The sequence below is a fragment of the Rhodoferax sp. genome (assembly GCF_013297935.1).
Classification (GTDB): Bacteria; Pseudomonadota; Gammaproteobacteria; order Burkholderiales; family Burkholderiaceae_C; genus Allorhodoferax.
Genome location: NZ_JAAFIX010000007.1, coordinates 56,593 through 74,292 on the forward strand (window position 1 = coordinate 56,593; position 17,700 = coordinate 74,292).

Consider the following 17,700-nt stretch of genomic DNA (forward strand, 5'->3'; position numbering starts at 1 on the left):
GATTGAATGTATCCATAGTAACGGTTTTTGGCTTATTTAGGCCACAAAATCCACATCTGCAATGGTTGCCGCAAACGCCCTGCCAGCTCTGCCGCGTCTGAACCCCAACCCGCAAAGTAGTCCGCGCGCACTGCTCCGGTGATGGCACTGCCCGTATCTTGGGCAAGTACCAATTTTTGTAAATTTGTTTGATTTCCGTTCGAAACCAACCAGACCGGTGCACCATAGGGAATGCTTCCGGGATCCACCGCGATCGAACGGCCCGGCGTTAGCGCCACCCCCTGCGCACCTTTGGGGCCAAAGGCAGCATCGAGTTCGCCGAGGGGCTCTTCTTTGAAGAAAACGACCCGGGGATTCGCCCACAGCATTTCCTGCTGGCGTTGCGGGTTCTGCGCCAACCAGGCTTTGATGCCGGGCCACGACGCGTCCTTGATCAGGCCTTGGTCCAACAACCAACGCCCCACGCTGCGATAGGGCTGATCATTGGTGCCGGCGTAGGCCAAACGGATCCACCGGGCCCCGCCATCGGAAGATGCCATGCGGATGCGACCCGAACCTTGAATTTGCAAAACAAGAGCATCCACCGGATCTGCAAGGTACGCAATAGCTTTGCCGCGCAATGCGGCCTGGGCTTCGGGCAAGGTGTCCATTTCCTGCCGGGTAAACCAAGGCTTGCGCTGCCCCATTCCCACCGGTAACTGGTACAGGGGTACCGAAAAGCCCGGGGCTGCTTGGCGGCTGGCATCGAGCGTGGGCTCGTAATAGCCGGTCAACAAGCCGGTGGGCTCGCCCTGCAATGTCTCCACCCGGTAGGGCTGGAGCCGGGCCTGCATCCACTCCAGCTGCTCCTGCGGGGTCCCAATACTCAATCGACGGACTTCTGCGCACAACGCGGCGAGCGGTGCTGGGGGTTTTTCGCAGCTCTTCAGCCACGCGTTCCACGCCTCAAACAAGTTGTCATTGCCCCACCCGGGCAAGGTCTCCCACCCGACCGGCACCCAGCGGCTACGCGACTGTGTCAGGGCGGGTCCAACGGCAGGAGCCATTGCTGCAGGTGCCGAAGGCGCTGCGGTGCGCGCCGGCTCGACCGGCGCCCGTACCAAAGGAGGTGCACTGCCACAGGCCGCCAAAATTCCTACAATGGAAGCCCCTAGCAACCACCCCAACCACCGACGCATGACTTTGCTACTTCTCGAAGCGCTAGGCGCGGGCCTGATATTTGTGGGCATCATCTGGTGGACCATGTTTTCCGGACGCAAAGGCGGGGAACTCCCCCCGGAAGAAGATAAAGACGAAAAAGGCCATTAGCCCTCGTAGATAAATCGCAATAAGCTATCATTTCAATAGCAATCAACCAAGAACCCGGTGCTGCAAAGCCGGCAACTGCGCCCGGCAGTGCTGGAGCTGCCGGTAGTCCAGATCGGCCAGAACAACACCCGGGCCTTCGGCCTGCTCGGCCAGCACCTTGCCCCAAGGGTCGATGAGAAGGCTTTGCCCCCAGGTCCGCCGACCGCTCGGGTGCACGCCGCCTTGGGCGGCGGCGGCTACAAAAGAGAGGTTCTCAATCGCTCTTGCCCGAAGCAATACCTCCCAATGCGCTTCGCCGGTGGTGTGCGTGAAGGCACTGGGTGCCAAGAGCAAGTCGACTCCCCGGGCAGCGTACTCCCGGTACAGCTCGGCAAAGCGCATGTCGTAGCACACGCTCATGCCGACCGACCAAGTGTGGCCGTCGCCCGACGGCAGACTGAACACGGTCGGTGTACTACCCCGCTCCAGCACCCGCGATTCGTCGTAGCTTTCAGCGCCGTTGTTGAACCGGAACAAATGAATCTTGTCGTACCGGGCGACACACTCCCCCTGCGGGTTGAAGGCGAGCGAGCTGTTGAACACATGGTCAGCTTGACTGGCCGCGAGCGGCAGGGTCCCGGCAACGACCCACAAGCCCAGCGTGCGGGCTGTTTCGGCCACGAAGTCCTGGATAGGACCGGCCCCGAAGGGCTCCTGGATGGTCAGCTTGTCTGCATCGCGCAGACCGATCAGGCAAAAATACTCCGGCAACACCGCCAGCTCGACGCCTTGGTGGGCCGCCTCGGTCAGCAAAGCATGAGCGACCTTCAGGTTGTCCTGCACGTCCCCGGTAGACACCATCTGGATAGCTGCGACTTTCATGTTTCGACTCCCTATTTCAAACGTATCCGTCGTTCAGGGCTTGCGTGGCACCTGGGTCACTTTAGGATCCAGCCAGGTGCCGTCCACCACAAACTCCTGGGTCGCGGCATTCACCAGCGGACCACGCAACAGCAGTTGGGCCAGAAAAGTACTCAGGCCCACCACCGGATTAATGGCCGAGGCAATCAGCGAGGCACTCCCAGCGTTGATCTCAGGCACCACCACCACCCGCAGATTCTGGGTTTCTTTGGCGATGTCGGCCTGGCCGTCCATCAGCACCGCGGCGTTGACGCCTTTCATTTGCAAATTATTGGTTTTGGCAACACCCTGCTCGATCGCAATGTCGCCCCGGAAATAGTCAAACGCAAAGCCTTCGCTGAACACATCGCGAAAGTCCAGCATAAGCCGACGGGGCAGGCTTTGCAGGCTCAACACACCCAAGAGCTTGGCAATACCGGGCTCGGCTTTAAGAAACTGTCCTGTCTCCACATTCACATTGAACTTGCCGCTCATGCTGGGGTAGTCCACCGTAATCGGCGAGCCGGCCCACGCGACCTGCCCCTCGACTTTGCCGCTGCCTTTGCGGACCACACCGGTCATCCCGAGCCGGCTCAGCAGTTCGCCGGAGTCCCGCAGGTCGAGCTTGAAATTCAAAACCGTTCGGCGGCGCTCGCGCACGCTCTTGCCGGCGGGTGCCGCCGATGCGTTGATCGCAGCCCAGTTGCCGCTGGCCGAGAAGTCGGCCTCCGGGGTCTGGATGTTGAACCGGTTCAGGCGCCACTCCCGCGTACCGGCACTGCCCAGGTTCACGGCCTCTATGTCGATACGCCCCAGGCGCTTGCCGCGCAACACGAAGTCTTCCACCTCGATATCCAAGGCCGGTATGGCCGCGGGCTGCTCGTCGAGCAGTGACTCCACATCCTGGGCACTGCTTTGCTCAATCGACAGGCGTGCCAGGCGTGCATACAAGCGCCCTGCATTGGCGCCCGAGGGCTGCCGGTATTCCATGTAGCCAGAGAGCTCGGTGGCATCCAGGTTGGCGCGCCACAAGGGGCCTTCACGCCCGCCGCCCACCACCACGTTATTGAGCTGGCGACCCGACACTACAAGCTCCTTGGAGCGCAACACCATCACGGTGGGCAGGTATTCCGCCATGGCGCTAGTTGCCGCAGCCACAGGCTTGCCGGGCTCGGCAGCCGGCTCGGCGCCCAGTTTGTCCACCACCGCTATCCAGGCATCAACATCCAGGCGGGGGATATTGAGGTTGGCGACCACCCCGGTGTCCGGCAATGGCGCGGACTCACCCGCTGTTAAGCCCACGCCGATCGCGCCGCTCAGCACATGGGGCTCAGGCCCTGACTGGTCCCGCACAAACACGACCGAGGCGACCCGACCGATGTCCAACTGCAAGCGATCCCGCAAACGTGCTCCGGCAAGCTGTGACGCCGGGCGCAGCGCCGCCAACTCCAAGCGCAGAGGCAGCAGCGCTTCTGCCGGCTTGCCCAGAGGCGCAGGAAGGTTCAGCGCCAAACCGGCCAGGCTGCTGTTGATTTGCAACTCCGGCAGTCCGGAGCGGAAACCCAGCGTTGCGTTGTAGCTGGCGGTGCCGGTGGCATAGTGGGCCAAGCGCGCCACTGCCGCCAGCTCACGGGCTTGGCGCAACCCGTCTGCACTAACTGTTCCGCTGAAGCGCAGTTGCATCGGCACGGCTTTGGCAGGATTTGCCGCAGTGTTTGTTGCAGCCGAAAGCCCCCCTTCGATACGGACATCTCCCCCCAGAGCACGGGCCTGAGCACCAGCCAAAGAAAAGCCGGTTTCACTGAAGTTGATGGTGCCGCGGGCCCGCGTGAGCTTGGGTGTGTCGGGGCGAATCTGCACATCATTGCCGCCCAAAACAATCGCGCCCTGGACGGTGGCCTTCTCCACATCGGCCACGGGAAATGCCAGTTTAAATTTGTAGTCTGCCGCCCCTGTCGCCGTCGCTTGCGACAAGGCCTTGTCTAACAAGGTGTTCAAGGGCGAGCTGTTGACCATGGTCAGGATGTCGGTGAGCGGCCCTTTGGCCTCGGCATTCACTGTGACGGCAGACGCGTCATACAGGGGGTTGACCTGTACGTCTGCCTTGCCGATTTGCACGGCGCTGCTGCCCAGCGTGCCGCGCGTGAGCTTGACTTGGATCTGGTCCTTGTCGAGCAAAAAGTCACCCTGCAATTGAGTCAAGCCCGGCCAGGGAGGGCTGTCTTTGGGAAGCACCACCGGCGGGGCGAACGCAAAACTCCCGTTCTGAAACGCCGCCGCAATCCGGAACTCTCCTTGCTGTGCCGTGCGGAACGGGAACCGCGCCAGATCGCCCTTGACCTTGTACGAGCCATTCGACAATGTGCCCCCCAGCAGCGCTGCTTTCAGGTAGTCATGGCTCTCTCGCTCCATAGCGGTAGGTAGGTACCGGTAGAGACGCGCCCCATCCAACCGCGACATGGTCCCCTGCAAATCCAGCACCCCGGGGTTGAACGCGCTCAACACGCCAGCGGCCGGGCTGGTCCATTTGAATTGGAGCTCGCCCGCACCATCGGCATTGGCGAAGCGCACATTGCTGCCGCTAAGTTGTACCCGGCTCCCCTCCAGCTTCCACTGTACATCCGCAGAAAGTTGCTCGAAAAACACTTCGGGCTCATCGAGCAAGCCGTAGGCATCCCAGACACCACGTTGAAGCGAAAGGTTTGCTTTTCCGCCGGATTGGTCGAGCTCAAAAGACGCATTCAAGCCCTGTATCCCGGGGTAGCTGTCTGACCCGCACCGGCATGCCGGCAGATGGAGCCGGCTCACACGCCCTTTGGCCTTGTAGCTTGCCGGTGCCGCGGCTGCGCCGGTCCAACTGGCTTGCACTTCGTCCACCATGCCCTCGGGCGCCAGCCGTGTCAGTTGCGCACGGAACTCCGGCTGCAAGGGGAGGCGCCCGGCAATTTGAGCCAGCGCGGCCATGTCCAATTTGTCAGCCACCAGCGTGCCGCGCTCCGGCTGGCTCTTTGCTTGTCCAAACCACTGCAAGGTCACATTGCCACCGGGCCAGTGCAGTCCGTCGTCGGTGACGAATTGCAAGGCTTCGGTACTGAACTCCCGGCCGCCCTCCACCTCTTTGAAACCCAAGCGCCCGGACACCGTGCTCAGGGCCAGAGGCTCCAGCCCGGGCCCCGTCGTCATGTGGACCCCGGCCAAGCTGACATCAGCGATCGCGCCACTGGCGGTGCCATTCGCCACATCTACCCACGCGCGTAAGCCACCCTGACCCCGGTCGAGCCGGACACCCAGGTCCACATAGCGGCCCAACTCCAACAGGTTCACACGGGGAAAGTCTGCAAATACCTGACCGTCCCAGCGTTGCCATTGGCCCTCGTGACGGGACAGCAGCGGCTGGCGAAAGAGCCCCCGCAGGCTGAGGCGCTCACCCCACTGCGCCGGCGGATTGGCATCCAGACGCAGTGCGTGCCCGCGCAAGCGATTGCGCAGTACCAGGTTTACTTGCTCAAACGTCACCGGCTCAACCGGTCTGGTTTCGTCTGTCCAAGTCACCTTACCCTGAACCAGGGCAATCTCGGGCTGGGAAAACAACCAATCGGCCACCGCACTGTCCGGGCTGGCAGCGCTGTCTACCGGCAAACCAGCGACCCACCACTTGCCATCGGCAGAGCGCCGGATGTCGAGCTCTGCGCCGTCAATGTGGAGCTGCTCCAGCCCGCCACTCAGCAAGGACCGCGGGGAGAACGCAGCCGAGACGCTCGGTAACACCAGTGCGTCACGGCCGGCTTGGTCTAACACCGTGAGGCGCAGCAGTTCAATGGAGGGAATGACGCCGTTGGATCGGGCCCGCATATCCCCGATACGGACCTGCAACCCCAGTACTTCCGTGGCCTGCGATTCCACCCACGGGCGGAATTCTGCAATTCGCGGCACAATCAGAAAATGCAGCCCGCACCACAGCAAGCCGATGGCCACCCAACCCATAGCCAGCAATCGCAGCGCCCACTTTGCCAGGACTGCGAACACCCGGAGCCGGAGTGAGGGAGCGGAAATCAAATCGTTCATCGTGCTATGGGGACTAGTCAGGAATTATGACCCGCCTTGAGAATCCGGATATCGCGGCGCATGCCCGTTTTGTTCAGCGTATCAGACGCCGGTACAACGCAGAATCAGCCTTGCTTCCCCCGGGGTTACCCGGCAAAGCAGCTATTGCGGCTTTAACGGCATCACTCACTGCTCCGGGTCACGACAACGGCACGGCGTTGCGGATCACCCGGCAACTGGTGCTGGAGCGGCTTGCAACACTGGACTGCGAGGGCAACACCGGCGTAGATGCCGTCACCGCCGCCATGACCAGCCTGGCCGAGCATGCGCTGGACCAGGCCTTCCAGCTCAGCTACACAAGCCTCACCGCTCAGCACGGGGTTCCGCTCTCGGAGTCGGGAACGCCCTCCCAGTTGCTGGTGATCGGCATGGGCAAGCTGGGGGCCCGCGAGCTCAATGTCTCCAGCGACATTGACCTCATTTATGTGTACGACCTGGATGGCGAGACGACCGGCGACAGCGTAGGTCGCGGGAAAATTTCTAATCAGGAATTTTTCGCCAAGATGGTGCGGGGCATTTATGCCCTGGTGGGCGACAGCACAGACCACGGTTTCGTGTTCCGGGTCGATTTGGCCCTGCGGCCGAACGGAAACTCGGGTCCGGCGGCCGTGTCGCTCAGCGCACTGGAGGAGTACTTCCATGTCCAGGGGCGGGAATGGGAGCGATTTGCGTGGCTGAAAAGCCGTGTCGTCGCACCTGCGGCTGCGGTGGGGGGTGCCGCTGCTTTGCAACTGCGGGCCATCGTGGTGCCTTTTGTGTTCAGGCGTTATCTTGACTACAACGTGTTTGATGCACTGCGGGTGTTGCACCGTCAGATTCGTGACCACGCCGCCAAGCGCAGTGCAGGTCGCCCGGAGCGCAGTAACGACGTCAAACTCTCGCGCGGCGGCATCCGGGAGATAGAGTTCACGGTTCAATTGCTGCAAGTCGTGCGGGGCGGTCAGTTCCCAGAGTTGCGGACCCGTCCGACCGTGAGTGCATTGACCCGGCTGGTGCAAGCCGGATTGATGCCGCAAGGCAGTGCAAGCGCCTTGGCGGAGGCCTATGTCTTCCTGCGCAAGACTGAACACCGCATTCAGTACCTGGACGACCAGCAAACCCATGTCTTGCCCACGCAAGAAGAAGACTTGGACTGGATCGCCGCCACCCTCGGCCTGGAAGACAGTGGCGCACTGTTGCGCGAACTGGACCGCCACCGTGAAGTGGTGGCCCAGGAGTTCGATGCGCTGTTGGGCGGCAGTGAGCCCACGTGCAAGGGCTGCAGCGGCAAGCCCAAGGCAGTGCTGGTTGATCTGGAATCTGCACTCTCAGAACTTGAGGGTAGCTTCAAGAACCGGATCAGCGAGTGGCAGCGCCACCCCAGGGTGCAGGCACTCAAGGATGATTCGCTGCACCGCTTGGTACGCCTGGTGCTGCGCACCGCGCAATGGCTCCGGGATGGGAAGACCACGGAAGATGCCGCCATCCGGCTGGCGGATTGGGTCGAGCCCTTGCTACGCCGCGAGAGCTACCTTGCCATGCTGCTGGAAAGGCCGCAGGTCCATGAGCGCCTGCTCAACATGTTGGGCGCGGCGCGTTGGCCGGCCCGCTACCTGCTCAAGCACCCCGGCGTGATCGACGAGTTGGCCGACAGTCGCATGCTCGACGAGCGCTTTGACGCGCCCTCGTTCGAAGCCGATCTGGAACGCCGCCGTCTGGCACTGCAGGGTAGCGGAGAAGATGACGATGAGAGCCTGCTCAACTTGCTGCGGCGTGCCCACCATGCGGAAGTGTTCAGAACACTGACCCGCGATATTGAAGGCCGCTTGAGCGTGGAGGCCGTTGCTGATGATTTGAGCGCACTGGCCCAGTCGGTTCTGGCGGTCACCACACGCTGGTGCTGGAGCCGCTTGAAAAACCGCCACTCCGAAACGCCCCAGTTCGGCATCATCGCCTACGGCAAGCTCGGCGGCAAAGAGCTGGGTTACGGCAGCGATCTGGATATCGTCTTTGTCTACGACGACCCGGACGAACGCGCCTCCGAGGTGTATTCGGGCCTGGTGCGTAAGCTGATCAACTGGCTCACGGTGAAAACCGGCGAAGGCGATCTGTACGAGATTGATACCGCCTTGCGCCCCAACGGCAACTCAGGCCTGCTCGTCACCAGCTTTGATGCGTATTCCAACTACCAGCAGCAACGGGGCAGCAACACCGCATGGACGTGGGAGCACCAAGCCATTACGCGGGCGCGCTGCGTGTTCGGGAGCCCGGCCCTCGCCCAGCGATTTGAGGCAGTGCGGCAAGCCGTCCTCTGCAGTCCGCGCGACACGGCGGCCTTGAGGAGCGAGATACACCATATGCGAGACAGGGTCCGCCAGGCGCATGCAGTGGCTGCCGATTGGTTTGATGTCAAACACAGTGCCGGTGGCATGGTGGATATTGAGTTCGCCGTGCAGTTTCTAGTGCTCAGCTATGGGCACGCTCATCCGGCCTTACTCGGCAATGTGGGCAACATCGCGCTGCTGCAACGGGCGGATGAAGTCGGTCTGCTGCCGCCCTCAGTGGGTGCGCAAGCGGCGCAAAGTTACCGCGAGCTGCGGCAAATTCAACACACCGCGCGCCTCAATGAGAGTCCGACCACGATTGCCAATACGCCTCCGGCACCGGAGGCACAGGCCGGTTTGGCCCTGTGGCACGAAGTGTTCGGAGCGTAGACGGGGCTCGGGCAGGCGTTTTTTAAGAAGCGCTGGCCCGGATTTTCTTGACCAAGCCCGTGGTGGAGTAGCCGCTCACGAAAGGCAGCGCCCGCGCAGTGCCGCCCCACGACTCCACCAGACGGGTTTCCGGGAGTTTTGCCATATCGTAGTCCCCGCCTTTGACCAGAATATCGGGGCGGATGCGTGCAATCAACGCCTCCGGCGTGTCTTCGGCAAACCATGTCACCACATCAACCGCAGCTTGACTCGCCATGACGACTGCGCGGTCAGCCTCTGCATTGAGCGGTCGGTCGTCCCCCTTGCCCAGCCGGCGGACCGAAGCGTCGGTATTCAGCGCCACGATCAAACTGCCGCCGAGCGCCCGGGCCTGCGCAAGGTACAAGACATGGCCCCGGTGCAAGACATCGAACACGCCATTGGTAAACACCAAGGGGCGGGGCAGCGCAGCCAAGATATCGGCCAGCTCGTCTGCCGGTTTGATTTTGTCGAGGAATGAAGGGAGGGGAACGGAAGCGGTCATGCCCCTCATCCTATCAGCCGGACCGGTTCCACCGGCCAATTCAAGTGCGCAGCGGCACAGCCGATGAAAACTGCATAATCGCCCAGCCCTATGCACCTTGTCGCTATCAATATTGACTCCATCCGTATCGGATCACCCCTTCCCTTTCCTTTGATGGACAAGGACGGCATCCTGCTCGCCCGGAAGTCGTATGTGATTCCTTCGCGGCGGGACCTGGAAGAAATATCCCAGCGAGGCGGAGGCCTGTTTATCAATGTGGCCGATTCCGAGGCCTTGCACAGGGCCTATGTTGACCACTTGTACGGGCTGGTCCGGGAAGACAAGCCCTTGGGCGAAATCGCCGACACCAAAATTTCCGGCGATGCCCTGACCGAGCGCCAAGCCGAGCAGGATGACCGGATGGATTGGCTGGACCTCCAGTCCATTTCCAATGCGCTGCTCAGGGACACCCACCCTGCAAGCTTCCGCGACCGCCTAGATCGTTTACTCCGCCAGTTGCGACGCCATAGCCAGCGCAATCCCGACGGTACTTTGTTCGCGCTGATTTATCTGTCAGCGACCGAGTTGCAGATGTACAGCGCGACCCATGCCATGTTGGTGAGCGTCATGTGCACGCTTGCCGCCAAAGAAGTTTTGAATTGGCCGGAGGCCGACCAACAGCTCGTAGGCGCGGCGGCCCTCACCATGAACTACAGCATGACCGATCTGCAGGACCGGCTGGCCACGCAGGTCGAGCCGCCCAGCAGCGCCCAACGGGCGGAAATCGAACGCCACGCGCAGGAAACTACCGCACGTTTGCAACAAATCGGTATTGTGGACCCCGATTGGTTACAAGCCATTCAAGAGCACCACAGAGCCCCTGCTGGTCCACTGGCTCCGCGGAGCCGTGGAGCCCGGATGGCACGCCTCATCCGCAGAGCAGACATGTTTGCGGCGCGCCTGGCGCCCAGAGCATCGCGCTTGCCGATTTCCCCGGCGGCTGCCATGCAGGCCTGTTACTTTGATGAAAACCAGGCCATTGACGACACTGGCGCAGCCATCATCAAGGCCGTGGGGATTTACCAGCCGGGTTCGTTTGTGCGGCTGGCGACAAACGAGGTCGCCGTCGTGATTCAGCGCGGCCTCAACACCACCACGCCACGCGTGGCCGTGTTATTGAACCGTAGCGGCGTGCCCACGATCGAGCCGGCTATCCGTGACACCACGATGCGGGAGCATCGTATTGTGGCCAGCGTGGCGCACAAAGAAGTCAAAGTGCAGCTCAACCTGGAGCGGCTGCTGCCGCTCACAGCACTCCCGAAATCAGACCGCCCGTGGTGAGGCCTCGGGCGCTGCACCCAAATCTCTGGCCAGCTCTTTGCGGTATTTGTTGAGCTCCTGCACGGTCGTAAAGCTACGCTCCATCAGCAAGCTGAGGTTGTGCAGAATTCGCTCCACCACCTTGGTCTCCCAGGCCGCATCGAAGTGAATCTGGCGGTCCAGCCAGTGCTCCAGCCACTCCGGGTTGGGCAGCCGGCTCTGGATGGTGTCCAGCGGAAACAATGACTTGTTCACATGCAAGTTGGTCGGGTGCAGTGCTTGTGCGGTGCGACGCGCGCTGGCCATCAAAACACCGACTTTGGCAAAGGCCGACTTAGCTTCTAAACCGAACTTGCCGATGGCGCGCTTCATGTATTTCAAATAAGCGCCGCCATGGCGGGCCTCATCCTGACTGAGCTTGGTATAGATCGCTTTAATCACCGGCTCAGTGTGCCAGTCGCTGGCGCGGCGATACCAGTGGTTCAGGCGGATCTCGCCGCAGAAGTGCAGCATCAGCGTTTCCAGCGCCGGGGCTGGATCAAACTCAAAGCGGACCGCATGCAGCTCCTCTTCGGTCGGAACCAGATCGGGCCGGAACCGCCGCAGGTACTCCATCAGCACCAGGGAATGCTTTTGCTCTTCAAAAAACCAGATGGACATGAAGGCAGAAAAGTCACTGTCACCCCGGTTGTCACGCAAAAACATTTCGGTAGCAGGCAGCGCTGCCCACTCCGTAATGGCGTTCATTTTGATGGTTGCGGCCTGCTCGTCCGTAAGCTGCGAGGGGACAAAGCTATCCCAGGGAATGTCTTTGTCCATATCCCAACGCACGGATTCCAGCTGTTTAAAGAGTTCGGGGTAGAGCATGGCAACCTTTCAAAACTACACAAATTTTAGACGTGACGTGTGTCAATCAGTTGACACATTTCGGTCACATGACACTTTCTATGTCCGGAACACAAAGCGCGAAAAAAAGAACACAAAAACTCTTCGTTGCGATATATTACCAATCAGTCACAAAATTACCGAGACGTTTTCAGAAGTATCCTTATGAGACTCGCCATCATTGGTTCCGGCATATCCGGCCTCGCTGTCGCCCACCGCATGCGGGGTCTGGCGGACCTGACCCTGTTTGAAGCCGGCCCATATTTCGGTGGCCACACGCACACCGTGGACATGACACTCCCCGGCCCGCAAGGCCCCGTCACACACGGCGTGGATACCGGCTTCCTGGTGTTTAACGAGCGCACCTACCCCAACTTGATTGCCTTGCTGGCGGAGCTGGGCGTTGCGACCTCCAAGTCGGACATGTCGTTTTCGGTGCAGGTGCCCGGCGCAAAAAGCGGAAAAACACTGGAGTGGAGCGGCTCCTCCCTCGACACCGTGTTTGCCCAGCGCAGCAATCTGGTGAACCCGCGGTTCTTGCGGATGCTGCGCGATGTGCTGCGCTTCAACCAGTTGGCCACCGATATTGCGGTGCGCAATGCCGAAGCCGAGCTCATGCAGCCTTTGGCAGCATTTCTGGAGCAGCACCGGCTGTCTGCCGAGTTCCGCGATTGGTACTTTTTGCCGATGCTGGGCTGCATCTGGAGTTGCCCCACCGACCAGATGTTGCAGTTTCCTGTTGCCACCATGATCCGGTTCTGCCACAACCACGGGCTCATCCAGGTCAGCAACCGCCCGCAGTGGTGGACTGTCACCGGCGGCGCACGGCACTATGTAGAAAAAATAGCCGCGCACATCGAAGACAAGCGCCTCAACACACCGGTTTCCCGCATTACCCGTGACGCCGATGGCGTCTGGATTACCGCAAACGGAAGTACCGAACACTTTGACAAAGTGGTGTTGGCCTGCCACTCCGACCAGAGCCTCAGCCTGTTGGCCGAGCCGACACTGGCCGAACAGAGCACGCTGGGTGCTATCCGCTACCAGCCTAATCGCGCGGTTTTGCACACTGATACCGCGGTGCTGCCGGCGCAGCGCAAAGCGTGGGCGGCCTGGAACTACGAGCGCAGCCCGGATGCCGGTCAAAACCATGCCCGCGTTTGCCTGCACTACCTGCTCAATATGTTGCAACCCCTACCGTTCTCGCAGAGCGTCGTCGTGTCGTTAAACCCGGTCTCGGAGATTGATCCTGCCCATATCCACGGGACTTTTGACTACGCACACCCGGTGTTTGACCTGGAAGCCATCCGGGCGCAAAGCCGTGTACCGGCATTGCAAGGGCAACAACACACTTACTACTGCGGCGCCTGGACCGGGTACGGCTTCCATGAAGACGGACTGAAGTCCGGCCTGGAAGCCGCGCGCCTGCTCCGTCAACACGCCGGCATGGCAGACTGAAGCGCCATGGAACGCTCCACCCTCCCCGAACCCAGCGCCCTGATCGGCTTCGGGGAAGTGCGCCACGCTCGCCACCGGCCGGTGCGCAATGCATTTGCGTATGGCACCTATTTCTTGATGTTGCCGATGCGCACCCTGGACCGCACGGGGCCTGGCACTCTGTCACGCAACCGCTTTGCCGCCTTGAGCTTCTATGACAGCGACCATGGCGACGGCCGGTCCGCCGCCCAAGGCGGTGCCTTGGCCTGGCTTGACGCCTTGCTGACGGGCGAGGGCATTACCGACGCCACCGGAGAGGTGTGGCTCCATTGCTATCCGCGGGTGCTGGGCTTTGCCTTTAAGCCCGTGAGCTTCTGGTACTGCCACCGTGCAGACGGGAGCTTGCGCACCATCGTGGTCGAGGTGAACAACACCTTCGGGGAGCGCCATTGCTATCTGCTCGACACGCCGCAGTTCGGCCGTGAGCTGCTGGCAGACAAGGTGTTTCATGTTTCACCGTTCTGCCCGGTCGAGGGCGGTTACCGCTTCCGGTTCATGGTGACACCGGACCTGCGCCGCACGGTCGCCCGCATCGACTACCACGATGCCGATGGCGCACTCATCGACACCAGCGTGAGCGGAACCTTGGAGACCTTGAGCGCGGCCAGCATCCGTCGCGCGGTGTGGCGCTATCCGGCCATGACTTGGGGTGTGGTCGCCAGAATTCACTGGCAAGCCCTCAAGCTGTGGCTCAAACACGTTCCTTTTTTCCATAAACCCACCCCGCCGGCAGCCTTCACCAGCCGGTCTACCCCTTCCAACCCCACGTGATACCGCCCGGAGATACCGCCATGGACAGCAACACCCTGACCTCCCCCTCACCTTCAGTCACTTCTACTGCGGCGGGTTTACCGGCAGGCACTCCCGCGGCTGCCCGCACGGTGTTCAAGTTATTGCAGAAACTGCAGCACGGAAGCCTGAGCGTCCAGCTCCCCGACGGCAGCACACACCGGTTTGGCGGCAGTGCAAGCCCGCATGCCACCCTCGTCCTCCACAACTGGAAGCCCTGCAGCGCAGCCCTCAAATCGGGCGATATCGGGTTTGCCGAGAGCTTTATCGCGGGCGACTGGACCACCCCCAACCTCACCGATTTGCTGCGGGTTCTGGTCAAAAACCGCGCGGAAGTCGAGAGCGTGATTTATGGCAGCTGGGTGGGGCGGCTGCTCTACCGGGTCAAACACCTGCTGAACCGGAACACCAAAGCCAATAGCCAGAAAAACATCCACGCCCACTACGACCTGGGGAATGCGTTCTACAGCTTGTGGCTCGATGACACCATGAACTACTCGTCGGCTTTGTTCCACTCCGAGTTGAACCAGCCCATGGCCGCGGCCCAAAAGGCCAAAGTCCGGCGGGCGCTGCAAGAGGCCGGAGTCCAGGCCGGAGACCGTGTGCTGGAAATCGGCTGTGGCTGGGGCGCCCTGGCGGAAATGGCTACTACCGAGTTTCGCGCCAGCATCACCGGCGTCACCCTCAGCACCGAGCAGCTGGCGTTTGCACAGAGCCGCATGGAGCGCCTGGGCGTGAGCCAGCAGGCCGACCTGCGTCTGCAGGATTACCGGGACATTCAAGACGCGCCTTTTGACGCCATCTGCTCCATCGAAATGGTGGAGGCCGTCGGCCGCGAGTTCTGGCCGACCTACTTTGCCACGGTGGCCGACAAACTCAAGCCGGGCGGGCGGGCCTGCATCCAGAGCATCGTGATTGATGACACGCTGTTTGAGCGCTATATCGACTCCACCGACTTTATTCAGCAGTACATTTTTCCCGGCGGCTGCCTGCCTTGCCCGCGCGAATTCAGAGCCCAGGCCCATGCTGCCGGCCTGGACGTGGTCAACGAGCTGTCCTTCGGGCACGACTATGCGGAAACACTGAAGCGCTGGCGCGACGCTTTTCTCGCCAAGCGTGAAGAGGTTATGTCCAAAGGTTTCGACGAGCGATTCATGCGGATCTGGGAGTTTTACCTCGGGTATTGCGAAGCCGCTTTCCTGGAAGACAACATCGACGTGGTGCAGTACACCCTGCGCAAACCCGGATGACTCCACTACACCCAACGCACCTGCAGCGCCGCCGCCTCCTGGCCGGCGCCTGCGCTGCCGCCTGCGGCGCACTGCCGGTGATAGCAGTCGCCAATGGCGTGAATCCGCCCGCTGAGCTGGCCAGTACCCTTGCGGGCGCCAGCCTGACCGGCAGCACGCGGATGCGGTTCTTCGGGCTCAATGTGTACGACGCCCGCCTCTGGACCCTGCCCCGCTTTCAGCCCGCTGTGTATTGGCAGCATCCCCTCGCCCTGGAGCTCACCTACCTCCGCAGCCTTGGGGGCGAAGCCATTGCGCAGCGCTCTTTGGATGAAATGCGTCGCAATGGCCCGATTCCCCCCGACACCGCGGCACTGTGGCTGCGCACCATGAGCGGGGCGTTTCCCGATGTGGCGAGCGGCGACCGCATCACCGGGCTACACACACCGTCGACCGGTGCGCGCTTCTGGCACAACGGGCAGCTGCGGGCGACCATTCCGGACCCGGAGTTCAGCCGACTGTTCTTCGGCATCTGGCTGTCTGAAAAAACCAGCGAGCCCCGCCTGCGTGCGGAGCTGCTCTCAGGGCTCACCCCATGACGAAGCCCGCCGCCTTGAGCCCCCTCGATGGATTTCGCTACGGCTGGATGGGTTTCCCTCTGGCCTTTGTGGCACTCCCGCTCTACGTGGTGCTGCCCAATCACTACGCCAAAGCTTTTGGGGTGCCACTGGCCGCGCTCGGTGGCGTGCTCCTGTTGGCCCGCCTGCTGGACGCACTCATGGACCCCTTGCTCGGGCGTTGGAGTGACCAGCTGTTTCAGCGGAGTCCCAAGACGGTGCTGCACCGGGCGGCCATCGCGTGTGTACTGCTGGGCGGCGGTTTTTACTTGCTCTTTTTTCCGATGGTGAGTGGGCCCCACGCCCTGCTGTGGTGGGCTGCTGCCGCGCTCATGGTGACTTACCTGGCCTACAGCTTTTTGAGCATCAGCCACCAGAGCTGGGGCGCCATGCTCGGTGGCGATGAAACCTACCGCAGCCGCGTTGTGGCGTGGCGGGAGGGGCTGGGGCTTGCCGGCGTCGTTACAGCATCCATTTCGCCTGTAGCCCTCGGTTTACCTGCGACTACCGCTCTGTTTTTTATAGCAATTGTGGTGGGCTGGTCGTACTGGACCCGGGCGCCTCGCCCGCCCGTCACAAGCGCTGCCGCGCACAGTGGGAGCCCGGCGGCACAGCACTCGGTGTGGCGTCCGCTGGCTCGCCGGGACTTCCGGGCCTTGTTGGCGGTGTTTGTGGTCAATGGCATTGCCAGTGCGATCCCGGCCACCCTGATCTTGTTTTTTGTGCAAGACCGGCTGCAAGCCCCGCCGGCCCATGAGCCGCTTTTTCTCGGCAGCTATTTCGTGTGCGCCGCCCTGGCCATCCCCCTGTGGCTCAAGCTGGTGGCCCGCATCGGGCTGGTGCGCACCTGGCTGTGCGGTATGGGCTTGTCGATTGCGGTGTTTGTGTTTGCTTCCGGGCTCGGTGCGGGCGACACGGTGCCCTTTGTTGTGGTGTGCGCACTCTCCGGCGTAGCACTGGGCACGGACTTGACCATTCCTGGCGCGCTGCTGGCCGGACTGATTGCACGCCAGGGGGACCAGGGTCAGGCCGAAGGTGCTTACTTCGGCTGGTGGAATTTCGTCACCAAGCTCAATCTGGCCTTGGCAGCCGGCGTCGCCTTGCCGGCCTTGGCTTGGTGGGGCTACTCGCCCGGCGCACGTGATGCCGCAGCCCTGGAGACCCTGACATTCGCCTACTGCCTGCTGCCTTGCGCCCTCAAGGCTGCGGCTGCTGCGCTGCTCTACACCCTTTTTTTGCGGAGGTCCCCATGAAACGACGACTACTTCTCGCCGCCGCCACCGGCAGCGCCCTTGCTCTGGGGGGCTGTGCCTCTCAGTCGATAGACCAGTACCGCAATGACAAGCCGGTGCTGGACCTCCGGGAGTACTTCAACGGCACCTTGGATGCCTACGGCGTTTTCACCGACCGTTCTGGCAGCGTGGTCAAGCGGTTCACCGTCGTCATGCGTTGCAGCTGGCAAGGAGACCAAGGCGTGTTGGATGAGGACTTCACCTATTCAGACGGCAGCACCCAAAAACGCATCTGGCGGCTCACCCGTTTGGCCGATGGCCGCTACACCGGCACGGCAGACGACGTGATCGGCATGGCAGAAGGACAGGCCCGCGGAAATGCCTTTTACTGGACCTACACCTTGAGCTTGCCCGTGGACGGCAGCATTTACGAAGTCCGGTTTGACGACTGGATGTACCTCATGACCGACAAGGTCTTGCTCAACAAAGCCACCATGAGCAAGTTCGGCGTGAAGCTAGGGGAAGTCACCCTCTCGTTCACACGGCGCTAATTTATGTCAAATAAGCACTTCGCCCCCGTAAACAGTGCGCCAGTAGCTACTAAAAATGTAGCAAACGGCGGCTGGCCTGCTCTGTGGCAGCCCC

13 protein-coding genes are annotated in these 17,700 nt (G+C 61.7%); 8 read left to right on the forward strand and 5 right to left on the reverse strand.

Annotation, left to right across the window (positions count from 1 at the left end; genetic code table 11):
- Positions 1-32 precede the first annotated feature (32 nt).
- The 3 genes from QZW03_RS11435 to QZW03_RS11445 form a co-directional block, all read right to left on the reverse strand.
- A complete protein-coding gene (locus QZW03_RS11435; RefSeq protein ID WP_366481627.1) occupies positions 33-1,244 on the reverse strand; it encodes an MltA domain-containing protein in 1,212 nt (403 codons plus the stop codon).
- A gap of 106 nt (positions 1,245-1,350) precedes the next feature.
- A complete protein-coding gene (locus tag QZW03_RS11440) occupies positions 1,351-2,169 on the reverse strand; it encodes a carbon-nitrogen hydrolase family protein (protein ID WP_296510134.1) in 819 nt (272 codons plus the stop codon).
- 33 nt (positions 2,170-2,202) lie between these two features.
- The gene (locus QZW03_RS11445) at positions 2,203-6,252 is read right to left on the reverse strand and encodes a YhdP family protein (protein WP_296510135.1); all 4,050 of its coding nucleotides are present in this window, start codon (positions 6,250-6,252) and stop codon (positions 2,203-2,205) included.
- A 26-nt stretch (positions 6,253-6,278) separates the two neighbouring features.
- Here QZW03_RS11445 and glnE point away from each other — a divergent pair, with 26 nt between their 5' ends.
- A complete protein-coding gene (gene glnE / locus QZW03_RS11450) occupies positions 6,279-8,984 on the forward strand; it encodes a bifunctional [glutamate--ammonia ligase]-adenylyl-L-tyrosine phosphorylase/[glutamate--ammonia-ligase] adenylyltransferase (protein WP_296510136.1) in 2,706 nt (901 codons plus the stop codon).
- Positions 8,985-9,006: 22 nt separating this feature from the next.
- On the opposite strand, the gene rfaE2 is transcribed toward glnE, so the two are convergent.
- Complete coding sequence (rfaE2, locus tag QZW03_RS11455) at positions 9,007-9,507, reverse strand: D-glycero-beta-D-manno-heptose 1-phosphate adenylyltransferase (protein ID WP_296510137.1); 501 nt, start codon at positions 9,505-9,507, stop codon at positions 9,007-9,009.
- Positions 9,508-9,597: 90 nt separating this feature from the next.
- Between rfaE2 and QZW03_RS11460 the strand changes: the two genes are divergently transcribed.
- A complete protein-coding gene (locus QZW03_RS11460) occupies positions 9,598-10,827 on the forward strand; it encodes a hypothetical protein (protein ID WP_296510138.1) in 1,230 nt (409 codons plus the stop codon).
- Here the strand turns inward: QZW03_RS11460 and QZW03_RS11465 are convergent.
- Positions 10,810-11,673 (reverse strand): ferritin-like domain-containing protein, encoded by an 864-nt coding sequence (locus QZW03_RS11465; RefSeq protein ID WP_296510139.1) that lies wholly within the window; start codon positions 11,671-11,673, stop codon positions 10,810-10,812. The genes QZW03_RS11460 and QZW03_RS11465 overlap by 18 nt on opposite strands.
- Before the next feature lie 183 nt (positions 11,674-11,856).
- Between QZW03_RS11465 and QZW03_RS11470 the strand changes: the two genes are divergently transcribed.
- From QZW03_RS11470 to QZW03_RS11495, 6 genes are read left to right on the forward strand one after another with little or no spacing between them, the layout of a single operon-like run.
- Positions 11,857-13,149 carry an FAD-dependent oxidoreductase gene (locus QZW03_RS11470; protein ID WP_296510140.1) on the forward strand — a complete coding sequence of 431 codons (1,293 nt, stop codon included), beginning with the start codon at positions 11,857-11,859 and terminating at the stop codon, positions 13,147-13,149.
- Positions 13,150-13,155: 6 nt separating this feature from the next.
- A complete protein-coding gene (locus QZW03_RS11475; RefSeq protein ID WP_296510141.1) occupies positions 13,156-13,959 on the forward strand; it encodes a DUF1365 domain-containing protein in 804 nt (267 codons plus the stop codon).
- 20 nt (positions 13,960-13,979) lie between these two features.
- Positions 13,980-15,227 carry a cyclopropane-fatty-acyl-phospholipid synthase family protein gene (locus QZW03_RS11480; RefSeq protein ID WP_296510142.1) on the forward strand — a complete coding sequence of 416 codons (1,248 nt, stop codon included), beginning with the start codon at positions 13,980-13,982 and terminating at the stop codon, positions 15,225-15,227.
- Positions 15,224-15,805 carry a chalcone isomerase family protein gene (locus tag QZW03_RS11485; protein ID WP_296510143.1) on the forward strand — a complete coding sequence of 194 codons (582 nt, stop codon included), beginning with the start codon at positions 15,224-15,226 and terminating at the stop codon, positions 15,803-15,805. The genes QZW03_RS11480 and QZW03_RS11485 overlap by 4 nt, the downstream gene beginning before the upstream one ends.
- A complete protein-coding gene (locus tag QZW03_RS11490; RefSeq protein ID WP_296510144.1) occupies positions 15,802-17,076 on the forward strand; it encodes an MFS transporter in 1,275 nt (424 codons plus the stop codon). The genes QZW03_RS11485 and QZW03_RS11490 overlap by 4 nt, the downstream gene beginning before the upstream one ends.
- The gene (locus QZW03_RS11495) at positions 17,073-17,606 is read left to right on the forward strand and encodes a DUF3833 domain-containing protein (RefSeq protein ID WP_296510145.1); all 534 of its coding nucleotides are present in this window, start codon (positions 17,073-17,075) and stop codon (positions 17,604-17,606) included. Before QZW03_RS11490 ends, QZW03_RS11495 begins: the two co-directional genes overlap by 4 nt.
- Positions 17,607-17,700: the final 94 nt, after the last annotated feature.